General features: G+C 41.9%; 20 protein-coding genes and 1 pseudogene. 7 read left to right on the top strand and 14 right to left on the bottom strand.

Features of this window, described 5'->3' with window-relative positions; translation table 11 throughout:
* Nucleotides 1-2: 2 nt before the first annotated feature.
* On the top strand, nt 3-971 hold the full coding sequence (gene epmA, locus B1202_RS09885) for an EF-P lysine aminoacylase EpmA (protein WP_416202525.1): 969 nt from the start codon (nt 3-5) through the stop codon (nt 969-971).
* A 135-nt stretch (nt 972-1106) separates the two neighbouring features.
* On the opposite strand, the gene B1202_RS09880 is transcribed toward epmA, so the two are convergent.
* The 7 genes from B1202_RS09880 to ahcY all read right to left on the bottom strand — a co-directional run bounded on the left by B1202_RS09880 (nt 1107) and on the right by ahcY (nt 11702).
* A complete protein-coding gene (locus tag B1202_RS09880) occupies nt 1107-1580 on the bottom strand; it encodes a hypothetical protein (RefSeq protein WP_078190427.1) in 474 nt (157 codons plus the stop codon).
* A gap of 161 nt (nt 1581-1741) precedes the next feature.
* Complete coding sequence (locus tag B1202_RS09875; protein ID WP_078190426.1) at nt 1742-2983, bottom strand: multifunctional CCA addition/repair protein; 1242 nt, start codon at nt 2981-2983, stop codon at nt 1742-1744.
* Between the two features lie 81 nt (nt 2984-3064).
* Nucleotides 3065-5344, bottom strand: coding sequence for an NADP-dependent malic enzyme (locus tag B1202_RS09870; protein WP_078190425.1), 2280 nt, complete (start codon nt 5342-5344; stop codon nt 3065-3067).
* Nucleotides 5345-5484: 140 nt separating this feature from the next.
* Nucleotides 5485-8361 carry an EAL domain-containing protein gene (locus tag B1202_RS09865; protein WP_078190424.1) on the bottom strand — a complete coding sequence of 959 codons (2877 nt, stop codon included), beginning with the start codon at nt 8359-8361 and terminating at the stop codon, nt 5485-5487.
* A 183-nt stretch (nt 8362-8544) separates the two neighbouring features.
* Complete coding sequence (locus B1202_RS09860) at nt 8545-9258, bottom strand: 16S rRNA (uracil(1498)-N(3))-methyltransferase (RefSeq protein WP_078190423.1); 714 nt, start codon at nt 9256-9258, stop codon at nt 8545-8547.
* Between the two features lie 32 nt (nt 9259-9290).
* On the bottom strand, nt 9291-10127 hold the full coding sequence (gene metF / locus B1202_RS09855) for a methylenetetrahydrofolate reductase [NAD(P)H] (protein ID WP_078190422.1): 837 nt from the start codon (nt 10125-10127) through the stop codon (nt 9291-9293).
* 192 nt (nt 10128-10319) lie between these two features.
* Nucleotides 10320-11702 (bottom strand): adenosylhomocysteinase, encoded by a 1383-nt coding sequence (ahcY, locus tag B1202_RS09850; RefSeq protein WP_078190421.1) that lies wholly within the window; start codon nt 11700-11702, stop codon nt 10320-10322.
* A 273-nt stretch (nt 11703-11975) separates the two neighbouring features.
* Between ahcY and B1202_RS09845 the strand changes: the two genes are divergently transcribed.
* Nucleotides 11976-12923, top strand: a complete 948-nt coding sequence (locus tag B1202_RS09845) for a DUF4424 family protein (RefSeq protein ID WP_078190420.1) — start codon at nt 11976-11978, stop codon at nt 12921-12923.
* Between the two features lie 65 nt (nt 12924-12988).
* Nucleotides 12989-13513 (top strand): cysteine peptidase family C39 domain-containing protein, encoded by a 525-nt coding sequence (locus B1202_RS09840; protein WP_078190419.1) that lies wholly within the window; start codon nt 12989-12991, stop codon nt 13511-13513.
* A gap of 64 nt (nt 13514-13577) precedes the next feature.
* Here B1202_RS09840 and B1202_RS09835 read toward each other — a convergent pair whose 3' ends face one another.
* The 6 genes from B1202_RS09835 to radA all read right to left on the bottom strand — a co-directional run bounded on the left by B1202_RS09835 (nt 13578) and on the right by radA (nt 19351).
* Nucleotides 13578-14090, bottom strand: coding sequence for a tetratricopeptide repeat protein (locus tag B1202_RS09835; protein WP_078190418.1), 513 nt, complete (start codon nt 14088-14090; stop codon nt 13578-13580).
* Nucleotides 14091-14203: 113 nt separating this feature from the next.
* Nucleotides 14204-14542, bottom strand: coding sequence for a DUF3325 domain-containing protein (locus B1202_RS09830; protein WP_078190417.1), 339 nt, complete (start codon nt 14540-14542; stop codon nt 14204-14206).
* Nucleotides 14539-16290, bottom strand: a complete 1752-nt coding sequence (locus B1202_RS09825) for a PepSY-associated TM helix domain-containing protein (protein WP_078190416.1) — start codon at nt 16288-16290, stop codon at nt 14539-14541. The genes B1202_RS09830 and B1202_RS09825 overlap by 4 nt, the downstream gene beginning before the upstream one ends.
* Before the next feature lies 1 nt (nt 16291).
* Entirely contained in the window at nt 16292-16639 is a 348-nt protein-coding gene (locus B1202_RS09820) for a hypothetical protein (protein WP_078190415.1), read from the bottom strand.
* Between the two features lie 201 nt (nt 16640-16840).
* Complete coding sequence (locus tag B1202_RS09815; RefSeq protein WP_078190414.1) at nt 16841-17839, bottom strand: Tim44 domain-containing protein; 999 nt, start codon at nt 17837-17839, stop codon at nt 16841-16843.
* A gap of 123 nt (nt 17840-17962) precedes the next feature.
* Complete coding sequence (gene radA, locus B1202_RS09810) at nt 17963-19351, bottom strand: DNA repair protein RadA (protein WP_078190413.1); 1389 nt, start codon at nt 19349-19351, stop codon at nt 17963-17965.
* A gap of 185 nt (nt 19352-19536) precedes the next feature.
* Here radA and B1202_RS09805 point away from each other — a divergent pair.
* Nucleotides 19537-19893, top strand: a pseudogene (locus B1202_RS09805) (hypothetical protein); the annotation flags it as partial.
* A 247-nt stretch (nt 19894-20140) separates the two neighbouring features.
* Here B1202_RS09805 and B1202_RS09800 read toward each other — a convergent pair.
* A complete protein-coding gene (locus tag B1202_RS09800; protein ID WP_078190412.1) occupies nt 20141-21502 on the bottom strand; it encodes an alanine/glycine:cation symporter family protein in 1362 nt (453 codons plus the stop codon).
* A gap of 333 nt (nt 21503-21835) precedes the next feature.
* Between B1202_RS09800 and B1202_RS09795 the strand changes: the two genes are divergently transcribed.
* The 3 genes from B1202_RS09795 (at nt 21836) to lysA (ending at nt 25062) form a co-directional block, all read left to right on the top strand.
* Complete coding sequence (locus B1202_RS09795; protein ID WP_078190411.1) at nt 21836-23239, top strand: amino acid permease; 1404 nt, start codon at nt 21836-21838, stop codon at nt 23237-23239.
* Between the two features lie 344 nt (nt 23240-23583).
* Nucleotides 23584-23793 (top strand): LPS translocon maturation chaperone LptM, encoded by a 210-nt coding sequence (lptM, locus tag B1202_RS09790; protein ID WP_416202522.1) that lies wholly within the window; start codon nt 23584-23586, stop codon nt 23791-23793.
* A 24-nt stretch (nt 23794-23817) separates the two neighbouring features.
* Entirely contained in the window at nt 23818-25062 is a 1245-nt protein-coding gene (gene lysA, locus B1202_RS09785; protein WP_078190409.1) for a diaminopimelate decarboxylase, read from the top strand.
* The last annotated feature ends 4 nt before the right edge of the window (nt 25063-25066 follow it).

Genomic DNA, 25066 nt, shown 5'->3' with positions numbered 1-25066 from the left:
AAATGAACTTTCAACCGAGTTGTGAACTCACTGCACTTCATGCACGTGCCACGATGTATGCTCAAATTCGCCAGTTTTTTGCCGCACGTGATGTACTTGAAGTGGAAACACCTGTGCTTTCACAAGCCGGTGTCACCGATGTGCATTTAGCATCGGTACAAGCTCAGCGTCATGTGAATGGTCAAAAGCAAACGCATTATTTGCAAACTTCACCTGAATTTGCCATGAAGCGTCTGTTGGCAAGTGGCAGTGGGCCTATTTACCAAATCTGTAAAGTTTTCCGTGATGATGAGCATGGACGTAAACACAACAGTGAATTCACCATGTTGGAATGGTACCGTCCGGGTTTTAGCTTAAAAGACTTGATGTTTGAAGTGACGGACCTATTGAATGAGACCTTGAAACAACGTTTTGGTGAGGTTCGTCCGACTATTTTGAGCTATAAGCATGCTTTTATGGATCGTTTGGATTTGAATCCATTACAAGCTTCATTACAAGATCTAAAAGATTGCTGTCGTCGTGTGGGGTTAAGCTTAGATCTGGGTGAAGACCGTTTAGGCTATATCGATTTATTGTTTTCGCATTATGTTGAGCCTAGCCTCGGTTTTGATACCCCAGTGTTCCTTACGGACTTTCCACCTGAAATGGCTTCTTTGGCGAAAACCCGTGTGGACGAAGATGGTGAATTGGTTGCAGCACGATTTGAGCTGTATATCGAAGGTTTAGAGTTAGCGAATGCTTATGATGAACTGATTGATGCGGATGTTTTACGCAGTCGTTTTGAGGCAGATAATGCAGAGCGCGCTAAACTTGGGTTACATGTGATGCCGATTGATGAATATTTGCTTGCTGCATTACCGCATATGAGCGAGTGTGCAGGTATAGCCTTAGGTATAGATCGATTGCTAATGGTGGCTATGAATCAGTTAAAACTTGAAAAAGTCATTAGTTTCCCAGCAGCTGTGTCATAAGTGAACTGAATAGCTGCTGTCTATAAATGCTTATATATTTTAGACAGCAGCATAGCTTTCAAATTTAAAAAAGCCTATCAACGCATAGATTGTGATTTAGCGATAATATGTCTAAATATTTATAAAAGATGCAATTTAATTACAGCAGAGTAGCTCAAATTTTATATAAATTATCAATGTCACAATAATAAAAAGAGTAATAAAGGCTATTTCAAGACCTTTATTTCTTTGAATTTTTTTATGATAGAAAACAATGCTGAGTGGGGAAAGAAAAAAGGAGACAATTATCGCCCACAGCCAGTTTAAATTTGGGCTTCTATCAATACTCCCGTCATTCTGTGAAGTCCAGTCTTGATGTGGATGAATAAAATCCACAGCAGCGCTCGCCAATAGAAAAATATTAATATAAAACATAACTCCCAAAACTATATAAAAAGGAATAGAGCTTATAAATGAACGCTTAATTATTAAGGAGCCTAGGGCTAACATTCCAAAAAATATCATGATGAGCTGTGGCAAACTTTTTAAAAGGCTTTGGGTAAAGCCCATCCCCACGAGGAGTCCGCAAAAGACAATAGCAATCAATATATTGGAAAGTTGTTTCTTCATTATTTTTATTCTTTTTACCAGTCTTAAATTGGGTTGAGTATCAGTATTTAATTTTCAGAGATGACACTAGATTATTTCAATTTTTCATTTATTTCAAAATACTTCGGCAGGCTTAACAGCAATGATGAAAGTCAATCCTCTCATTTCTGAGAGGATTTATTTTAAGCTGTAGGCGTGTTATGGCCGAGTTCATGCTTGAATTGTCCGATAGCTTCAATTCGTTTCTGAATCAACATTTCACCAATATCAGGGCCTTTCACATCTGAAGGTAAGTCAGAAGCCTTAATATTACGAACCACCTGCATGGCATCTAAAACGTATTGAGCTTGCGGATAGGCACGATCCTCTAAACCTAAGCGACCACGTGAATCACATTCACAGGCTTGTACAAAGGCCTCTACGCGTTCAGGACGGCGTAATACATCCATACGTTGTAACAGACGCCATAATGTACCTGGTTTTAAACTCAAGGCTTGATGGCATTTTAAATGCTCTTTACATACGGAGATGGCCAATTGCTTGGTATTGGTGGGTACACGCATGCGATCACAGACTTCGGTAACGGGTTTTACACCACGTTCTTCATGCATGATATGGCGCGGTAACTCATCTACTGGGGTGAGCGCTTTGCCCAAGTCGTGTACCAGTACAGCAAAACGAACATCCAAAGAATAATTGGCACGACAGGCTTGCTGCAACGACATCATGGTATGAATACCACAGTCTATTTCAGGATGATATTCAGGACGCTGTGGAATACCGTATAACGCATCAATTTCAGGGAACAAGACTTTTAAAGCACCACAGGCTCTTAAGACCTCAAAATATTCATCTGCGTGGTCTTCCATTAACGCACGGGACGTTTCCTTCCATACGCGTTCAGGTGTGAGGGCTTCAAGCTCGCCAGATTTGGCAAGCTCTTGCATCAGCGCAAGTGTTTCTTCAGCCACTTTAAAACCTAAAGCTTTATAACGTGCTGCAAAACGTGCAATCCGCAGAACTCGCAAAGGATCTTCGACGAAGGCATCAGACACATGGCGAAGGATGCGTCGCTCTAAATCTTGTTGACCATGGTAGGGATCATAAATCTGACCTGCATCATCCATGGCAATCGCATTGATCGTGAGGTCACGTCGAATGAGATCTTGTTCGAGTGTGACATTGACGTCGGTATAAAATTCAAAGCCATGATACCCATGTCCAGACTTACGTTCTGTACGGGCTAAGGCATATTCGTCTTTGGTCTCTGGATGAAGAAAAACAGGGAAATCTTTACCCACAGGTTGATAACCTTGAGCAAGTAATTGTTCCGGCGTTGCACCGACAACGACATAATCTTTTTCGTGATAGGGGTGCCCGAGCAAGTGATCTCGAACTGCACCGCCTACTAAATAAACTTGCATGAAAAAACCTCTATTCTTAGAGCAATCATGCTACAGAACAGAGGTTTTCTCAAGTCACAAAGTGTGTTCAGGTCAACTAAATTAGAGTGCTAATTTTTCGTTTTCTTGAATCTCTGCAACAGTTAATGCAGTCATATTCACTAAACGGCGAGTTGTCGCTGTTGGCGTTAAAATATGAACAGGTTTTGCAGCACCCAAAAGAATTGGGCCAATCGTCACGTTACTACCTGAAGTTGATTTCAACAAGTTGAACGAAATGTTCGCTGCATCCAGATTAGGCATAATCAGCAAGTTCGCAGAACCTTTAAAACGTGAGTTCGGGTATGCGAAATGACGAATATTTTCATCCAGTGCGGCATCACCATGCATTTCACCTTCAACTTCAAGTTCAGGTGCAATTTCTGACAAAATATCATAAACCTTGCGCATTTTTTGTGCGCTAGGATCATTTTGGTCAGAACCGAAACTTGAGTGAGAAAGCAATGCTACACGCGGCGTAATACCAAAACGGCGTACTTCTTCAGCTGCTAAAATAGTCATTTCAGCAAGCTGTTCAGCTGTTGGATTACGGTTAATGTAAGTATCGGCAATAAACAAGTTGCGATCTTCAAGCATCAACGCATTCAGCGTGAAGAAGTTATTGCGGCCTTCTTTTAGCCCAATCACATTGCTGACGAAGTCTAAGTGAATGTCATAGCTAGAATAAGTACCACATAGCATACCGTCAGCCACACCATGACGAACCAACATTGCAGCGATTAGGGTAGAGCGACGACGTGCCTCACGCTGCGCGTATTCAGGTGTTACGCCTTTACGCTGCATGATGCTGTAGTAATCATCTGCAAACTTATCATAATCAGGGTTTTTCTCTTGATCGACGATAGTGATGTTCACGCCGTCTTGAAGGCGAAGGCCTAATTTCTTGATGTTTGCTTCAATGACTGCAGGACGACCGACAAGGATTGGTTTTGCTAAACCTTCATCAACAGCAATTTGCACCGCGCGAAGTACACGTAAATCTTCACCTTCAGCATATGCAATGCGTTTCGGATCAGTTTTCGCTTGCGCAAAAATTGGTTTCATCATAAACGCAGAGTTGTAGACGAATTCAGATAAACGTTGACGATATGCAGAGAAGTCTTGAATCGGACGAGTTGCTACACCAGAATCCATCGCTGCTTGTGCAATTGCAGGTGCAATTTCAAGAATCAAACGTTGATCTAGTGGACGTGGAATGAGGTAATCACGACCAAATGACGCTGATTTTTCACCATACGATGCAGCATCTGCTTCAACATGCGCCATGCGAGCAATCGCATGTACACAAGCAATCTTCATCTCTTCATTAATTGTGGTTGCACCAACATCTAGTGCGCCACGGAAGATATAAGGGAAGCAAAGTGCATTGTTCACTTGGTTAGGATAGTCTGAACGACCTGTTGCCATAATCACGTCTGGACGTGCTTCATGTGCATGTTCAGGAAGAATTTCAGGGTCCGGGTTAGCAAGGGCAAAGATAATCGGATCTTTCGCCATGACTTTAACCATTTCTTTGGTCAAAATACCTGCTGCAGAAAGACCGAGGAACATGTCCGCACCTTCCATTACATCAGCAAGCTGAGAGCCATCGATGTCTTGAACGTATGCCTTTTTCGACTCATCCAAGCCTTCACGTTTAGTGGTCAATAAACCGCGTGAATCTGCCACAACGATGTTTTCTTTTTTCGCGCCAAGGGCACAAAGTAAGTTCAAACATGAAAGGGCAGCAGCACCTGCGCCAGAAGCGACAATTTTGATTTCTTCAATTTTTTTGCCATTGAGTTGAAGTGCATTGAGTAATGCAGAACCCACAATGATTGATGTGCCGTGTTGGTCATCATGGAACACAGGAATATTCATGCGTTCACGAAGTTTTTGCTCGATGTAGAAACACTCTGGGGCCTTGATGTCTTCAAGGTTGATACCACCGAAAGTAGGTTCTAATGCTGCAACGATATCTACGATTTTGTCTGGATCGTTTTCAGCAATTTCAATGTCAAAAACATCAACACCAGCGAATTTTTTGAATAGAACGCCTTTACCTTCCATAACAGGTTTTGACGCTAAAGGACCAATGTTACCTAAGCCTAGTACGGCTGTACCGTTACTGACTACAGCAACAAGATTACCGCGCGCTGTGTAAAGTGCAGCAGTAGATGGGTCGCGTTCAATTTCTAAACAAGGTGCAGCGACACCTGGCGAGTATGCGAGGGCTAAATCGTGTTGGTTGACCAATTGTTTGCTTGGTGTAACGCTGATTTTCCCCGGAGTTGGAAATTCGTGATAATACAAAGCCTGCTGTTTTAAAGATTGATCGTCCATCTGTATCTCGATTGTGTTTTGTTTATCCAATATAAAGCTGAAATGCTTGCTTTATCCGCTTGAATATAACATTAGTTGCACAGTTGGGACAGTCGAAGTCGCGTCTTTTTCAGACAATCTTATAGCTCGGGCATAGTGACTTATATTAAGTATGTATAAGCAGGCGAAGAGATATTATTTTCAAGGAACACAGTCGCCTCTTCTTGTGGCAATGGCTTAGAGAAAAAATAGCCTTGAGCAATGTCACATTCTAAGTCTTGTAGGTACTGTAACTGTTGTTCAGTTTCAATCCCTTCAGCGACTACCGTCATGCCCATCGCTTTGCCCATGGCAATCATGGCACTGACGATGGCCAATTGTTTATTTTCACCAATTTTAGAGATAAAACTGCGGTCTATTTTTAAGATATCAATTGGGAAATCAGCTAGATAAGATAATGATGAGTAGCCCGTACCAAAGTCATCAAGTGAAATATTGATTTTACGTTTTTTGATTTCGTTTAACAGTTCACGTACTGAATCTAAATTTTCGACCAAAGAAGATTCGGTAATTTCCAGTTCCAGACTAGCACCATCAATTTGATTGGCATCAATCGCTTCATCAAGATCATTTAACAATTGTCCGCGGCGCAGTTGCTGCGCGACAATATTGACGGATACACAAATATTTTGATAACCCAAATTATTCCAAAAACGAATTTGCTGTGCAGTTTTTTGCAGGACAAAACGCCCGATATCCGAAATTAAACTGGTTTGTTCTGCTAAAGGAATAAATAAGCCAGGTGGTATTAAGCCTTTTTCAGGATGATTCCAACGCACCAAGGCTTCAAAACCATAAATATTTTTATCACGGAAATTGATCTTCGGTTGGTAATACACCACCAGCTCATTATTTTGAATGGCTTTACGCAAGTCTCGTTCCAAGAAGATCCCTTGCTCTAATAATGCGGTATTTTCATTGGAATAATAACGTGTGGTATTGCCACCTAAATTTTTTGCTTCGCTCAGCGCTTGTTCTGCACAATTATTTAGATAATCTAGCTGACGGCCATGCTCAGGGTAGAACGCGACGCCCATCGATAAAGTGATAACATGATCTTGGCCAAAAATATTAAATGGAATGCTAAAGGCTTTATTGATGCGTTCACAATGCTCTTGCACAGAAGGGCGGATGTGTGAAATTTCATACACAATCGCAAAATCATCGCCATTTAAATGCGCAACAAATAATGCTTCGGCATTGGTCAGACGTAAACGCTGTGCGACTTGGCGTAACAGTTCATCACCACCATTGTTGCTAAGGTATTCATTTAATGGACGGAAACGGTCGATGTTTAAACGAATAACGGCCAATTGTTTAATCGAATCTTGCTGTGAAACTAAATATTGATGCAGTTGATAGTTGTAATAAAAACGGTTCGGTAAATCCGTTAAGGTGTCATAGTTTTCTAAATAAGATAAACGTTGTTCTTGCAATTTACGTTCGGTCAGGTCTGAGACAATCCCGATATAATGGGTAACGCGGTTTTGATCATCAGTAATAGCATTAATATGCATCCACAGCGTCAGTTCTTTACCTGAAAGAAATTTTTCGTGCAATTCACCATCATACTCACCAATTTTCAGCACTTGTTTAATGATCGAGTAGTGCATACTGCGTTGAATTGATTTGTAATTTGCTGTGATATCAAATAGATGTTTGCCAATAATCTGGTCGTAGTTAAATCCAGTTAATTGTTCGTAAAACGGATTGACTTCGATATAGCACAGCTCTTCATTTAAAATGAAAATCCCTTCAGCAGCTTGTTCGAGTACGCTGGCTGCAAGTTTTAAACGTTCTTGAGAGGTCCGTTCCTGATGAATATCACGTCGAATACCGACCATGCGCAATGGCTTACGATTATCTGGATCGCGTTGAATGACCCGTCCAATATCATGTACCCAACTCCATTTTCCTTGACTGTTTTGAATCCGATAGGTGGCCTCATAACGGTCTTTAAATCCACGTAGATGTTGAATCATCGCCGACTTAAAATGAGGGATATCATCAGGATGGATCACATGTTGTAACTGTTGCTGATGCTCTTTCGAATGTCTAAGGGTTTTTTCTTGCTTATAGTTGGTGACAACGATTTTACGGTCTTTGATATTCCAATCCCAAGGACGTAAACCGGCAATTTCATGCGCAAGGACTAAATTGGCCTGTTGGTTTTCTAAATCCTTGTTCATTTGCTCAATGTCGAAGGTCCGCTCTTTAACTTTCTGTTCAAGGATTTGGTTACCTAGCTGTAGTTGTAATTCGATGTCTCTTGATTTGTTGACTTCGTCTTGGAGCTGCTGACACAGTTCATCAGTCCATTTGACTTGTTGCTTGGCACTATCAACCAGTAGGTTGTTTTTTGCATGTAAAGTCGATACACGACGATGAATTCGATATGACGTCATGGCGCACATTAGAATCACAATGAGCCCAAAATTAATACTCAGGCTAAATAAGTGATTTGAACCATCTAAGAAAAAGAACTGTGCAATCAGATACGGCACAATAGAGGGAATAAATGCTAAACAAAAATAATTGAGTTTTTGCGTTAAATAGGTCAAACCAAAGGTTTGCGTCACGATCAAGAGTAGGGCGGAGAGCGTTAAGGCCTGAATCGGTTCAAAGCTTTGATTGGTCGCAGGTAAATAGTAAAAAATTAAAAAGATACCGCTCGCAATCAGCGTACCGACTGAAAAACACTGAAACTGTAGCCAACGATGCGCAATTATCAGTGAATATTGTTCGGGTTTAAAATAAACGGTGCTAATCAGCCAGCATAAACTGACAAAAACTTCGGTAAAAATAAACCAAATATTGAAATATAAAGATGGCGATTTATAAAAAATTTGATATATCGAAAAAATATATAAGCAAATAATCAGAATACTGACTAAAAAATAGCGGCTATGGCGAATCGTGTTCGCAATTTGAGCAGTATGATTGTACTGCTTGATATATTCATCTTGTTTATACGTCATGAATATAAAAATCCTGCCTTAACCAAATTTAGATCGTTGTATTTGTATTGTTCCTGAGAGTATTTGTTTATTCTTAGTAACAAATCATTTGTTTTTATTGACTCTAGGGTAATTGCGTTACAAATAAAAAGCAATATCAAGGATGCCATCATTGATGCTTTCAGATGAACTATCGAGTAAAAATTAAATAAATTTATAATTTAAAATTGAAAGTGCAACTACGGGTGCAGTTTCTGTGCGAAGGACACGTTCACCGATACACCAGTTCACGAAACCTTTCTCATTTGCTGCGCTGATCTCGGCTTCGCTCAAGCCACCTTCAGGGCCAATCAGTAAGGCAAAGTGCGGGTCAGCATCAGCTAATACATCAACTTCATCTTTATTGGGTGCGAGTACCAACTTGGTAGTCGGCAGATTACTCTCCAGCCATTTTTCAAGGGAAAGGGGCGCAAGGACTTTAGGGACAATGTTGAGACCACATTGTTCACATGCAGCAATGGCAATACCTTGCCAATGGTCGAGTTTCCTTTGATCACGATCGTACTTCAAACGCATTTCACAACGTTCGGATGTGAGTAGTTGAATTTCAGAAACACCGAGTTCCACCGCTTTTTGAATCGCATAATCCATTCGGTCGCCTTTGCTCATCACTTGACCCAAGAGCGCCGTAAAATGTGGTGTGCGATTGCTTGGATTGAATTGCAAAACTTGGACGGCAGCCGACTTTTTAGCGACTTCAACCAATTCAACATGATATTCGCCACCTTGCCCATTGAACAAAGTGGCAGTTTCGCCCACTTGAGCACGTAAAACTTTTACCCAGTGATGAAACACTGTTTCCGTTAATTCAACAGTCGTATCAACAGTTAAATCAGCTTCAATATAAAAACGTGGCATTAAAGTTTTACTCTCAAAAAGGTCGAAATGTCTTATGCAAGACCGAGGTCTTTCACAAGTTGACGTGTAGGGTCAGTGGTGTTCATGGTGTAGAAGTGCAAGCTTGGTGCACCGCCAGCAATCAGGCGTTCGCAAAGTTTAACAATCACTTCATGACCGAAGGCTTTGATTGAATCGGTATCGTCGCCATAAGTCGCAAGCTGTTTGCGAATCCAACGTGGAATTTCTGCACCTGTACCATCAGCAAAGCGGATTAAGTTGCTTGCATTGGTAATCGGCATGATGCCTGGCGCTACAGGAATGTTCACGCCTTCTTTTTGAATGCGCTCTACAAAGTAGAAATAGGCATCTGGATTAAAGAAGAACTGGGTCAATGCTGCATTTGCGCCTGCATTGGCTTTGTCGCAAAAACGTTTGATGTCGAGATCAAAACTGTCTGCTTGTGGATGCATTTCAGGGTATGCGGCAACTTCAATTTTGAAGTGATCACCTGTATGTTCACGGATGAAACGCACTAAGTCAGTTGCATAAGGCAATTCGCCTAAGCCCACCTGACCAGACGGCAAGTCGCCGCGCAGCGCAACAATACGGTCAATGCCTTGCGATTTATACAAATCCAGCAATTCAGCGATACGTTCTTTGCTGTCACCAATACAAGACAGGTGAGGAGCAACAGGCGTGCCTTTACCGTTGAAATCGTTCAATGTAGACAAAGTGCGTTCACGGGTAGAACCGCCTGCGCCGTATGTTACAGAGAAAAATTCAGGATTTAATAATTGTAGTTCTTGGTGTACAACTTTAAGTTTTTCCGCGCCCGCATCAGTTTTGGTCGGGAAGAACTCAAAGGAAATAGGAATCTGTTTTGACATGTTCAAATCCTTTTTTATAAATACTATTTGTTTACCCTCTCCCTGACCTCTCCCAAAGGGAGAGGAGTATTCATTACTGAATTATGCAGGGTTAAACACCCAGCTTATTAAATTGATAAGATTTTAATCCTGAATACAATTTAACGAAGCTGTCACCCTCTCCCTCTGGGAGAGGGATGGGGTGAGGGTCAATTAATATTTATAAGCCTCAGCTTTGAACGGGCCTTCAACTTGAACACCTAGGTAGTCAGCTTGTTCTTGAGTCAAAGTCGTCAATACGCCACCGAAACCTGCAACCATTGCAGCAGCAACTTCTTCGTCTAATTTCTTAGGAATAAGTTCTACGTGGATTGCAGCTTGTTTTTGATCTTCTGGAAGATCAGCAAATTTTTCAGCGAATAGGTGCATTTGACCCAATACTTGGTTAGCAAAAGAACCATCCATAATACGTGAAGGGTGACCAGTTGCATTACCAAGGTTCACCAAACGGCCTTCAGAAAGAAGGATCAAGTAATCGTTTTCATTTTCTGTACGATACACTTGGTGAACCTGTGGCTTCACTTCAACCCACTTGTAACCACGTAGGTAGTTCGTGTCGATTTCAGTATCGAAGTGACCGATGTTACAAACTACAGCGCCCGCTTTTAATGAATCAAGCATTGCTGCGTCACATACGTGGTAGTTACCAGTAGTCGTTACGATCAAGTCAGTATTTTGAAGAAGGTCAAGGTTGATGTCTTCTTTCTTGCCAGTTTGAACGCCGTTTGTGTACGGAGCAACAACTTCGAAACCATCCATGCATGCTTGCATTGCGCAGATTGGGTCAACTTCAGTTACGCGTACAATCATGCCTTCTTGACGAAGTGATTGAGCAGAACCTTTACCTACGTCGCCATAACCGATTACAAGCGCACGGCGGCCAGATAAAAGCATATCTGTACCACGTTTGATGGCATCATTTAAAGAGTGACGGCAGCCGTATTTGTTGTCGTTTTTAGACTTAGTTACAGAGTCGTTTACGTTGATTGCAGGAACTTTTAAAGTACCGTCACGGTGCATTTCGTAAAGACGTTGAACACCTGTAGTGGTTTCTTCAGTAATACCGTGGATTTTAGCAATCACTTCTGGGTATTTTTCATGAACAAGTGCAGTTAAGTCACCGCCATCGTCCAGAATCATGTTGGCATCCCAAGGTGTGCCGTTTACATTGATTTGCTGTTCAAGACACCACATGTATTCTTCTTCAGTTTCGCCTTTCCAAGCAAAAACTGGAATACCAGCAGCCGCGATTGCAGCAGCAGCATGGTCTTGCGTAGAGAAGATGTTGCAAGAAGTCCAACGAACTTCTGCGCCCAATTCAACTAGAGTTTCAATTAAAACTGCAGTTTGAATTGTCATGTGGATACAGCCTAGGATTTTCGCGCCAGCAAGCGGTTTAGCTGCTGCATAGCGTTTACGAAGGCCAATAAGTGCTGGCATTTCTGCTTCAGCAAGTTTGATTTCTTTACGGCCGTAGTCAGCTAGTGAAATATCGGCAACTTTGTAATCTGTAAATGAAGCATTAACCGCGTTCATCACGATCTCCTTAATAAAAACAATTGATCATTCAGTTCGCGGATGCCGTTGTTGATTAAAAACGAGTGTTTTAACCGAATCGTCGAGCCTAGCGATCTTATATTTAGTGTCTATAAGAAAGTCGCAGCATCCCTCGACTAGCGCAGTATTGTACTTGGAATTACGTTTTGTTCCAATCTGAAATTGGTTAATATCTGACTTATAGATTTCTTGATCTGTAAAATTAAGCTGTGAGTATTTAAATTTAATAAATCGCTTGGGAGTATAAGAAGAATGATTAAACCCTTAATGGCTTTATTGATGTTTTGGCCGGTGCTTACCATGTCTAATGACTCAACGGGTTATGTGGCAACAGGCGGTGTGCAATACCTGAAAAATAAAGACATTCAAATGTTCAGTGAAGACCTGTTTATCAGTAAAAAAATCATTAAGGTCGATTACCTGTTCAAAAATTTAAGCAATCAAGATGTGACTGAGACGGTCTTATTTCCGTTGCCAAAAATAGAAAACTTCTTTGAATCAGATTTTGCCAATACAGAAAAGCTGCTCAAAAGTTTTAAAGTTCAAGTGAATGGAAAAACGATTCAGCCCGAAATGCATGTACGCACTTTTATTCAAAAAGATGAGAAAACAGCGCCGATAGATATGACTGAGAGTTTTAAGCAATGCGGATTTACGGAAAAAGACATGCTGAATCCGTGGAGCAGGCAAGATGTTGAATATGAAACTTTTGAGACAAAGCTTAGAAGCTGTAAAAATGCAGCGCTGCAAAAAGTATTGCCCAAAGATTTGAGTGAAGAAATTTCATGGTCATCTCAGGTGATTTATAGCTGGAAGCAAACCTTTAAAGCCAATGCGCTCACACGTGTACAGCATCAATATGCACCGCTGGTGGGTGGGTCTGTGGCTTTATATCCTGATGAATATAATCAAAGTTATTGTATGGATCAAAAGTTTAAGGCAGGACTCAGAAAGGCCAAATCACAGCATGCACCATTTCAAGCGCTGGGCTATATCTTAAAAACAGGCGCCAATTGGGCAAAGCCTATTCAAGATTTTAAATTGACGATTGAGCGTGATGCAGGAGAGCTGGTTTCTTTTTGCTGGGCAGGAAAAGTGAAGAAAATCAGCGCTACGCAGTTTCAAATGGTTGAAAAGAATTTTGTACCTAAACAAGATTTGGACATTATTTTTGTACATGTGAAATCAGGTCTAGATTAAAACTTGCAGGCAAAACTGCTGCGATTTGTTTATCATCGTCCATAAGCAATTTTGAGTTTTGATATATGTCGATGGAAATACCTGATGAGTTGGCAAATTTAGAAGCCAATGGTGGCATTTATGCGGTGTGGATGTTGCTGCAGCACTTAGGTATAGATGCAGACATTCAGCAGCTCATCGAAGTTTGCGCTTATGAAGCTGGCCAAGGAACAACAACCATTGGTTTGGCTGTAGGACTGAAAAAGTTTGGCTTTCAAGTCAAGTTTTACACAGAGCATGATCCTGAGCTGCAAGACAGTGAAAAACGCAGCTATGCAGAAGCGGATCAATTGGAACTGCCTGTATTACCCGCAATTGGCTATGCACAAATTCAGCAGGCCTTTGAACAAAATCAGTTTGTGATTGTCTATTACGATACCCTAGAGGGCGTGGGGAATCATTCTTTGGTGTATGACATTGACGAAACAGAAATCAGTTTCTTTGACAGTTTTGATGCAATGCCAGCAGACGTATTTGAACAGCAGCGTGGGGCAGAGGGCATTTGCCGACAAGTGATTACTGTGGATGTAAATAACTATGTGGCGAGCTGAGCCATTTTGTTAAAAGCAAAAAGCCCATCATGAGATGGGCTTTATTTTTTAGAAAATAATTGGATTATTGCTCAGCCACATTGGCTTTTTCATTCCAAAAATCTGCTTTTTCTTCATCAGCGTCGATGCCTAAACCATTGGCATAAATAAAGGCTAAATCACGCATGGCTTGAACTTCACCTAAATTTGCAGATTGTTCAACCAGTTCAATGGATTTAGCGACATCTTTTTCCACCACATCGCCGCGACGGTAAAAATTGGCCAATTCTAAAATAGCGGCAGGATGGTCATGTTTTGCCGCTTGTTCTAACCAGCGATGTGCATGTTCAAAATAGGTTTTAGATTCTTCAGGATCTTCTTCCAACATGTCTTTGGCATAGACTGCATAGCCTTCACCCAGCCAATACATTGCTTCTACATGACCTAACTGAGCTGCTTTGAGTGCCCATTCTTCAGCAAGTTCAACATGCTCATCATTTTCACTTTGCATATAAATTTCAGCCAGTTCAAATTGAGCATCTTTATTGCCTGCCATGGCGCGGTTATATAAAGCAGGAGAGATTGAAAGTTCAGACATGTGTAATCCAAAAGAGCAGAATAGGCATAGCCTAATCGGTTGGCATGAAAAAAGCCAATCCGAAGATTGGCTTTCAATGTTTAGAGAATGTTTAGAGATGGTTGTCTAAAGAATTAAAATTTCAATAACACAGCTGACAATACAAATATGACAACTAATGCACCAATAATTTTCCAAAAATATTCAGCGATATAACTAATACATAGCCCGACAAATAAAGCCGCAATGGTCAGCGCGCCAAACCAATAACTGATGTTATTGCTCGGCGTGCCAAGTGAGAGGCAAAGTAGTAAGGCAATGATCAATAGCGCCCAGCCGACCAGCGTGGCTAAGCGTGTTTGGGCCACACTAAGTTCTTTGCTGTAGAACTGCTTTTGATGTTTAGACATGCTGTTTGCCAAGGCAAAAAAGCCTAAGCTACTCAGTGCCCAAATCAGGAGAAAGAACATCATGCTTCAGCCTCCTTTGTGGCACGCGCTTTTTTAACAGGCAGCCCTTTATGCTTTTTCACTTTGTAAAATGAATAGGCAAACAAGATAGCCAAAAGCCACATTGCAAGATCAAAGGATGCAATCATCCATTGGCCATTTGCCATGGTATTCCAAAGCGCTTGACCACCAGTCATGAAGTTTACAATCGGCAGTAAGGCAAAAATTGCTGTGGCAAAAGCTAAAAGTTCTAGCCACGCTTGACGGTGCGTACGGAAAATCGCATAAACGAGCGTCAGTAGCCAAACAATAAAGAAACTACGAATTTCTAATTCCGAACGGTTTTCAAGCTGTGCTGGAATAAAACGGTTGGCATAGAAAAATGCTGCACAGGCAATCGGCAAACCAATAATCGCTGCAATATTGGTCACTTCAACCGTGCGGTAGCCAAATGATTTAAAGCCTTGTTTCTGCTGTTGAGGCGCACGTTTTACACACCACAGAATGAGACCTGTAGCGACCATCAGGGTGCCTACAATCCCTGAAATAAACAGCAGCCAACGTAGTGCTAAATCTACACCGCGTGCTTCATGCAGCGTAGTCACTACATTGTAAATACCCATCGGTACAGAAGGGTGCTTTAACTTGGCACTTTCGTCAGTTAAGTCTTTGCCAGTTACGCCATCAAATTGTTTGCTTGCATAGACATTTCGATACGCAACACTTTCACCATGTAAGGCACGTAGTTCAATTTTTGCTTGGTCTGTATTCGGTGCAATGATGCTAACGGTGCTAATAGGATTAGTTTTCCATTCAGCCTGAACTGCGGTCACGATCGGCGCTAAGTTGGTCAACGGCGCAGCAACGACAGGTTGCTCTTCACGTTTAGAGCGACGATCTCCTCGACCTTCACCACGGCTCTCAGCACGATTTTCGCCTTGGTTTTGTGCAGAATTGGTACGGGCTTGATGTGGGCGTTCGCCACGTTCTTCGCGTCCTTGAGCAGATTCACGTCCTTCAGGTTTATTTTCCTGAACTAAGGCACGATTTTGTTCTTGTAAAAATTGTCCCCGGTTTTCATAAATACGTTCAATCCCCCAAGGCATGATCGTAAATAACAGCAGTAATAGGCCACTAAAGGTGATCATGATGTGGAAGGGAAGCGCAAATACTGCGGTAGCATTATGTGCATCGAGCCAAGAACGTTGTCCTTTGCCTGAACGGAAGGTAAAGAAATCTTTAAAGATTTTTTTATGAGTAATCACACCACTAATGATGGCAACTAACATCAACAGTGTCGCTATCCCGATAAACCATCGTGTCCACATACGTGGCATGCCATATAGTTCGAAATGGAAACGATAGAGAAAATTACCACCACGTGTATCGCGCGGCTCAAGTACTTCACCTGTAGCACTATCAATGTAGATTTGTTTACCACCACGGCGTGCGCGAGGGTCTTCACCTTGTTCACGAACGGTAATTAATGTGGCATTTTGACGCGTATTCGGCAGCAAAATATTCCAAGCACCTGCATTTGGATGATTTTGCTGTAAATAATTCAGTGCGACTTGAGTTTGTTGGACTTGTGAACTGGCTGGAACAGATTGATGCAGCTCAGGTGTCATCCAAACATTGATTTCATTTTTAAAGAAGCTTAGGGTCCCAGTCAGGAAAATAGCATATAGCAACCAACCTAAGATGAGGCTAGCCCATGTATGCAGCCAAGACATGGACTGACGCGGTCCCTCTACTTTTGCATCAACACGCATTTTAGCTTCCCATCATCATGTAAATGGCATACAAACACACCGCAGGGATCACAATGCCTAAAGTTGCTTTGAGGGCTTTATTCACCATAAAGACCCAAATAAATGCACAGCTCCACAGGATAAATGCAATTAAAGTTGCACTCATGGCTGCACTTCCACGGTCTTCGCTAAATACATCTGCGATTACGATTGCAGATAGCATCGCGACAACATATCCGCCCACTAAAGCGAGGGCAAAGCGATAGAAAATCATCAAGCGATAGGTCAATAGAGAGGGGGTGTCTTTACGCGTTTTAGGCAGCGCAGATGTGAGGGGTGTCACGAGTGCCTCAGGTGGTGAGCTATTCATAAAATACTTAAGCGCTTGGAAATTGTATTAAAGTTAATCTAAATGATAACAATTATTATTAATAATTAGAATAATGTATTCACAAAATTATTGATTTTTCAGCATGCTGAGTAGAAATGGATTTAAATGAGGGAAATTAAAGGCAAAAAAATAGCGACCGAAGTCGCTATTTTAGAATGCAAGAATGCTTAAATGTCTACATTATTGCTCTTGTTGAATGCCTGCAACTAACCAGTCTTGATCAGAACCCGCAGGTTTAACAAAATGCCATACTTCAGCAAATGGCTGTGGCAGGCTATTTAAGTCTTCACTTACAGTACCTGTAAAACGCACACTTACAACGTATTGACCATTTTCGTTCGCAGAATCGACCACCATAGCATTTAAGTTTGAAAACTCAGCAACGTCTTCATCTTTGTTCGCCATAATGTCGTTATACATAGACTGGTATAGGTCAGGCGTTAAGTAACGCTGAATTTCAGAAATGTTGCTTGCCGTATTCATCGATTGAATGTGGTTAAAACGCTGACGTGCAACACGTAAGAATGTTGCTGGTTCTGTACCATCAGGCAATTGATTACCGCTATTAGTATAAGCGGCACCAAAAGGCGCGTTCGTTGCAGCAGCTGCACCAAATGGAGCATTTGAAGCTGAATTACCGCCTACAGAATTACCAAAAATATTCGTATTGTCATTGCCTGCACGAGGTGCAGCATTTTGTTGGCCAAACGGTGCATTGTTTGCACCGCTGTTTGGCGCATAAGGATTGTTAGCGGCTAGTTTTTTTTTTGCGCCCATCTTACGGAAAATGAAGAAGGCAACAGCTGCGGCAAGTAAAATCCAGATCCAGCCTGGAATACCACCTTTCTCTTCCTGTTGTTGAGCTTGCGCTTCAGAAGCTGCTTGACCATTATTGTCATCGGCCATTGCATTTGCAGCGACAGCACCAATTGCAGCACCAGCCACACCAGCAGCAACCATTCCGCCTACATTCGAGCCAGATTTTGCTGGAGCGCCAGCAGTTGCAGGCTGTTGAACAGGAGCAGATTGACGAGGTTGCTGATAAGACTGAGTTGGAGCAGCTTGACGGCTCATACCATGGCTTTTACCACCACCGGCACGTTTCGCTTCTGCAATCGGCGCTACCAAAAGGGCTGCTGTTAAAAGAGCAGTCATCAAACCACGCTGTCGAACTTCCATCAAATTTTCCTATATCTATATAAAGTTAAAATAGCCATCTAGTTATGCCGCCATTTGTACTGAATTTCAATAGAACATCAGTAAAAAATTGAAAATTCATTCAAAATAAACTATTCAACGTGACTAAGACTCATCGGTGAGCGTAATTGCCTGACTCAACGCCTCATGTAAACGTGCGACAGAAATAATCTCTACACCTGAAATGGGTTTTTGCGGTGCATTCCCACGCGGTAAAATAATGGTTTTAAAACCATGCTTAATGGCTTCTTTGAGTCGTTCTTGTCCATTGGGTACAGGACGGATTTCGCCTGAAAGTCCGACTTCGCCAAAGACTGCCAAATGTTGTGGCAATGCTTTAGCTCTTAAGCTAGAGGCACAAGCTAAAAGTACCGCAAGGTCAGAACCGGTTTCCGTGATTTTTAAACCACCGACGACATTGACATAGACATCTTGTCCTGCGGTTTGTACGCCACCATGACGGTGCATAACCGCTAAAAGCATGTTTAAACGGTTTTGTTCTAAACCTAAGGCCACACGCCGAGGCTGTCCGTGTGCATCATCCACCAAAGCTTGAACTTCAACCAAAAGTGGGCGTGTACCTTCACGGCTAATCATGACGATAGAGCCCGGAATGGCTTCATCATAACGACTAAGGAAAATGGCGGAAGGGTTTGATACCTCGCGCAGACCTTTATCGGTCATGCCAAATACCCCAAGCTCGTTGACCGCACCAAAACGGTTTTTCACCGCACGAATCATACGGAAGCGAGAGTCAGATTGACCTTCAAAATACAAAACACAATCGACCATGTGCTCAAGCACACGAGGGCCGGCCAAAGAGCCTTCTTTTGTTACGTGACCGACAATAAACAGTGCAGTGCCACTGTTTTTGGCAAAACGGGTCAGGAGTGCAGCCGATTCACGAATTTGGGAAACACCGCCCGGCGCAGACTGGAGTGTCTCGGTGTATAAGGTTTGGATCGAATCTAAAATGGCCACGGCAGGGCGTTCATGTGCCAATACTTCACAAATACGCTCGACACAGGTTTCGGCCATGACTTTGAGTTGATCGGTCGGCAAATCTAGGCGCTGGGCACGTAGTGCCACCTGAGACAAAGATTCCTCACCAGTGACATATAAGGCAGAACTTTTACTCGCCGCCATATAGGTTGCGGTTTGTAGCAAAATAGTGGATTTACCAATGCCGGGGTCACCACCAATCAGCACTACTGAACCTGTGACCAGTCCACCGCCAAGCACACGGTCAAATTCACCAATACCTGTTGCCATTCGGGTTTCATGCGAAACGGAAACTTGATTTAAGATGGTCACAGCAGCGGCTTGACCTGCATAGCCACCGCCCATTTTAGGCTGTGCACGGTGTGTAACGGCGGGTGCAATATTGACTTCGACTAATGAATTCCATTCACCACATTCGGTACATTGACCGGCCCATTTGGGATGATCAGCACCACATTGTTCACATCGATAGACACTTTTTGCTTTCGCCATAATATTTACTGTGCACAAACTCAAATTGAGTCACAGCATAGCGGTGAATACATCGAAAAACCAAGTTTTTATCGCATGAAATGACTGTTGAAGGTCAATTGATGTCGTTTTATTTTCAAGAGCTGCACTTTTACATAGTAAGCACTTTATAATAGCGCATTATATTTTTTGAAATGGGTCACCACATGACTGAACTATTACGACATATCGATGCCATCGCACGTGAAAAAAATCGTGATGTGTTATTTGTGCATTTTGAAGAATATGATCATCAACATCCTGAGAAAAATACGGTACGTAATGACGTTATGCACTGGTTTGACCTGCAAAATATCGAGTATTTCCCTTGTATGGGGCTAGAAGGTGAGTCTTTAATCGATAGCTATACAGGTGATTTATACCTTGACGTGCCTTTTGATGAAAGCAGCCCTGCATATAAAACCCTCAGTGAATATCTTGAAGATGAACAAGGGAACATGAAAATTCAGGGGGTATTGTTCTTTTCTTTATCTTTGGAAATTGCCTTAGAAATCGAAGCTGATTTGATGGAAGCCAGTGCTGTAGATTCTGAATATGCTGAAAATGAGTTTGGTGACCAATTTGGTGAAGGCTTTATTGAAGATGCTGAATCAGATCCAAAAGATGAGGCAGCCAATGAACGTAATACGAAAAACGACAAATTTGATGATGGTCAAATTGGCACGATTCAATAAGTAAATATCGATTTTCAGTCCGAATAAAAAAAGCCACGTGAATTCACGTGGCTTTTTGTTGAGCAGGATGGAGGGATTAGTACAACTCACCTGATTTACGACGTTCAATAAAATCTTTCGATTCTTTCACAATGATGCCTGAGAGCAATAACAGTGCAATACAGTTTGGTGCAGCCATCAAACCGTTAAAGGTATCGGCAAATAACCAAACGAGATCGAGTGTTACGACACAGCCGACAAAGACTGATGCGATGTAAATTAAGCGATAAATCAGTACTGACTTTTCACCTAAGAGGTATGTACAGCATTTTTCACCATAATAGCTCCAACCCAGAATGGTTGAATAAGCGAAGAAAATAATACCGAAAGTCACGACCCAACCACCGAAGCCTGGCAGTAGTTTGTCAAAAACACTGATCGTTAATACGGCACCCGTTTGATCACCAAAGCTTTGTCCCGCCATGATGAAGCCCATCACAAGTACGATACCTGTAATTGAGCAAACAATGATGGTGTCTAAGAACGTACCTGTCATAGAGACAAGACCTTGACGTGCTGGGTGGTCAGTTTTTGCAGCCGCAGCGGCAATGGGTGCAGAGCCCATGCCTGCTTCGTTAGAGAATACACCACGTGCCACACCATAACGAATCGCAGCACCAATCGCACCACCTGCAGCAGCTTCGCCGGTAAATGCATAGCTAAAGATCATTTTTAGTGCAGGCACCACCAATTCAAGGTTGTTGAAAATAATGATTAAGCCACCCAAGACATAACCTACCGCCATAATTGGAACAATAAATGAAGAGGCTTTAGAAATGGATTTGATCCCGCCTAAAATAACGAGAGCGGAGAATATGGTGATGACGATTGCAGTGGTGAGTGTGCTGATCCCTAAGCTGTTTTCAACAGCAAGTGCTACAGTATTGGACTGTACTGAGCTACCAATACCAAAGGATGCCAAAGTACCAAATAGGGCAAATATCACTGCCAACCATTTCCACTTAGGCCCAAGTCCACGTTCGATGTAATACATCGGACCACCGTTCATTTCGCCATTTTCATTTTTATGACGAAACTTTACAGCGAGTACACCTTCACCATATTTGGTTGCCATACCAAAGAGCGCGGTCATCCACATCCAAAACACTGCGCCCGGACCACCGAGTACACAAGCGGTGGCTACACCGGCAATATTACCTGTACCAATGGTGGCAGAAAGTGCGGTCATGAGTGAGGCGAAATGTGAAATATCGCCATCATGATGATCGGCTTTAGGATGCTTGCCAAAGACTTGTTTGAATGCGAAAGGCAACATGCGGAATTGCCAGAAAAGCAGTCGGAAGGTAAGGAATACACCTGTTCCGACAATGAGGACCAACATGTATGGGCCCCAGACCCATCCACTGAGTGTTTCCATGATATTTTGAATTTCTTGCATAGTATCTTCTTCTTATCGGCCCTGAGTGAGTGAATGCTACATTTTTGATATCTGTAGCAATTGATATGCCATTGTTAGAAACTTCCATGATTTTTGGCATAATTTTTTTATCGTTGGTAAAATATTTTTTGCATAAAATTTAAGTTATTACAAGTAAATTGTTGTTTTATTGGTCGCTTTAAAATGTGAACTGGCGCTAAGATTTTTATATATAAGAAAAATAAATTAACTTTGTCACTTAATCCGAAAATATAGATGATGAAAAATAATTTTGTATTTTCTGAAATTTTTACGTTAATTTGTCGCAATTGGAACGCGAAGTTGAATTAAATAATGTCAAATGAAATTCATGGATCGCACGCTAATAGCGGCGATTTGAAACGAAGCTTGTCCAACCGACACCTGCAATTGATTGCGATTGGTGGTGCGATTGGTACAGGTTTATTTATGGGGTCAGGAAAGACCATCAGTTTAGCTGGTCCGTCCATCCTTATTATCTATATGATTATTGGTTTTATGGTTTTCCTCGTCATGCGTGCATTAGGCGAGTTATTACTATCAAATCTTGAATATAAATCTTTTATCGATTTTGCAACCGACTTAATCGGCCCATGGGCAGGTTATTTTGTGGGTTGGACCTATTGGCTGTGCTGGATCACTATAGGGATTGCAGATTTATCGGCCATTATTTATTACCTGCAATTCTTTAATGGAGGTAACCCGTTCTCGCCCGAAGAAGGGGTGATGATCAGCGTTGCCGCCATTGTGTTTATCATGGGTTTAAACCTTGTTACGGTTAAACTTTTTGGTGAATTAGAGTTTTGGTTTGCACTGATTAAGATTATTGCAATCGTGGTGCTCATTGGTGTCGGTCTTTGGATGATCTTTACCGGCTTTAGCTCATCGACAGGTGAAATCGCATCATTCACACATTTATGGTCGCATGGTGGTCTATTCCCAACAGGTGTAACCGGCTTCTTGGCAGGTTTCCAGATTGCTATTTTTGCCTTTGTTGGCGTAGAACTCGTCGGTACTACGGCAGCAGAAACCAAAGATCCAGAGCACAACTTACCTAAAGCTGTGAACTCGATTCCAATTCGTATCATTATTTTCTATGTGCTTGCACTTGTGATTGTGATGTCAGTAACACCTTGGAATACCATTGACCCAAGCATTTCACCTTTCGTGAACTTGTTTAGCCAAGCCGGTATTGCTGCTGCTGCGATTATTATGAACTTGGTGGTGTTGTCATCAGTCATGTCATCTATGAATAGTGGTGTGTTCTCGACTTCACGTATGTTGTTTGGTTTATCTCGTGAGGAGCAAGGTCCAAAAGCGTTTGGTCGTCTAAACTCACGTGCAGTTCCTGCAAATGCGTTGTATTTCTCTGCAGTTTGTTTACTGTTGGGTGCGGCATTACAGTATTTCGTACCGAACACGGTTGAAGCCTTCACTTTAGCAACTACACTGTCTACGATTTTATTTATCTGTGTATGGCTCATGATTATCTGGAGCTATATCGTTTACTATAAAACTCGTCCTGAGTTGCATGCGAAGTCAACCTTTAAATTACCGGGTGGCTTATATACCTGCTGGCTCGTGATTATCTTCTTCATCGGCATGATTTATGTCTTGTCGCTAGAAGCAGATACCATGAAAGCGCTTATGGTGAGCCCAATTTGGTTCATCATTTTGATTATTGGCTATTTCGGTTTTTATAAGAAAAAGCACCATTAATTTACATTTTTGAACTGATGTAAAAACATAAAAAGCTGCTCCTGAGGGGGCAGCTTTTTTATTTGGATATGGATTTATTTTGCGTTAAAACAGATTGTTTATTAGCGCTTCAATTTGTATAAAACAGCATTCAAATTGATAAGCTATTTCAGTGAAATCAATAGCCTGATCGAGCTAGAAATAAAGACAAATAAGGATTGAAAACAGCACCGTCAAATTTTGCTTAAATTTAGTGCAGAATGGCAAAAAGCTCACTTGGAATTACAGGGCTTTTCTTTTATCCGCGGGTTGATCACGTTATACTCGGAAAAATCTTTTCATTAGGTACGTTTATGTATCGTTTTATGAATTATAAAATTATTGTATTAGCAAGTGCTTTGCTGCTGACCGCTTGTGGTCAGTCTGGTGCATTGCATTTACCATCAGATGCAAATGCAGATAAGCGCGCAAAATATCTGATTTATCCAGATACGCCTGCACAGCAAAAGCAGGAAAAACAAGCGGCACCTGTTGCAACTGAATCGGAATCTTCAAATTCTAACCCTACACCTTAATGCTTTTATAGAAAGGATACTTTCATGAGTTTCACCCGTACGAATGGGGTATTGCATGCAGAGCAATGTTCTTTACAACAGCTTGCACAGCAATATGGCACACCGCTTTATGTTTATTCAAAAGCTACTTTTGAAAAGCATTATTCAGATATGGATCGTGCATTTAGCTTTATCGACCATCAAATTTGTTTTGCGGTAAAGTCAAACTCTAATCTTGCGGTGTTAAACGTACTTGCCAAGCAGGGTGCTGGTTTTGATATCGTGACGGGTGGTGAACTCGCACGTGTATTAAAAGCCGGTGGTGAAGCTTCTAAAATTGTATTCTCTGGTTTGGGTAAAACTGAAGCCGATATCCAAAAAGCGTTGGACGTGGGTATTGCATGTTTTAACGTAGAATCTCATGCAGAGTTGGATCGAATCCAAAAAGTTGCTGCGGCAATGGGTAAGAAAGCACCGATTTCATTGCGTGTAAATCCAGATGTGGATGCCAAAACCCATCCTTATATCTCTACGGGTTTAAAAGAAAATAAATTCGGTATTCCTTCAGACAGCGTTTTTGACACCTATGCGTATGCGGCGTCGTTGCCAAATCTTGAGATTGTCGGGATTGATTGCCATATCGGTTCACAGTTGACTGAAACTCAGCCTTTTGTTGATGCACTTGATCGTGTCATTGTGATGATCAATCAACTGAAAGAGATGGATATTCAGCTAAAACACATTGATATTGGTGGTGGTTTAGGTGTGACTTACAAAGACGAAGTTCCGCCAACTGTTGAAGAATATGCTCAGGCAATGCGTCCGGCTTTAGAAAAATTAGGCCTTAAGGTGTATATGGAACCGGGTCGTAGTATTTCTGCAAATGCAGGTGTGTTGTTAACCAAAGTTGATTTACTCAAACCGACCAATCATCGTAATTTTGCCATTATTGATGCTGCAATGAACGACTTAATCCGTCCCGCTTTATATGAAGCATGGATGGATATTCAGGAAGTAACGCCTCGTGCAGATACAGAAAAGAAAGACTGGGATGTTGTTGGTGCGATTTGCGAAACCGGTGATTTCCTCGGTAAGCAACGTCAGTTGGCGATTCAAGAAAATGACGTGCTTGCAGTATTGGGTGCGGGTGCTTATGGTTTTGTCATGAGCTCAAACTACAACAGCCGCGGACGTGCTGCTGAAGTAATGGTTGACGGTGATCAGTCTCATTTGATTCGTGAGCGTGAAACCATCGAATCATTATGGGAACGTGAACGTTTATTGCCTTAAGGAG

It is taken from the genome of Acinetobacter amyesii, assembly GCF_002018365.1.
In the GTDB taxonomy this organism is placed as follows: domain Bacteria; phylum Pseudomonadota; class Gammaproteobacteria; order Pseudomonadales; family Moraxellaceae; genus Acinetobacter; species Acinetobacter amyesii.
The sequence above is the reverse complement of the archived record's forward strand: the minus strand, read 5'-3'. Positions and strand labels throughout refer to the sequence as shown.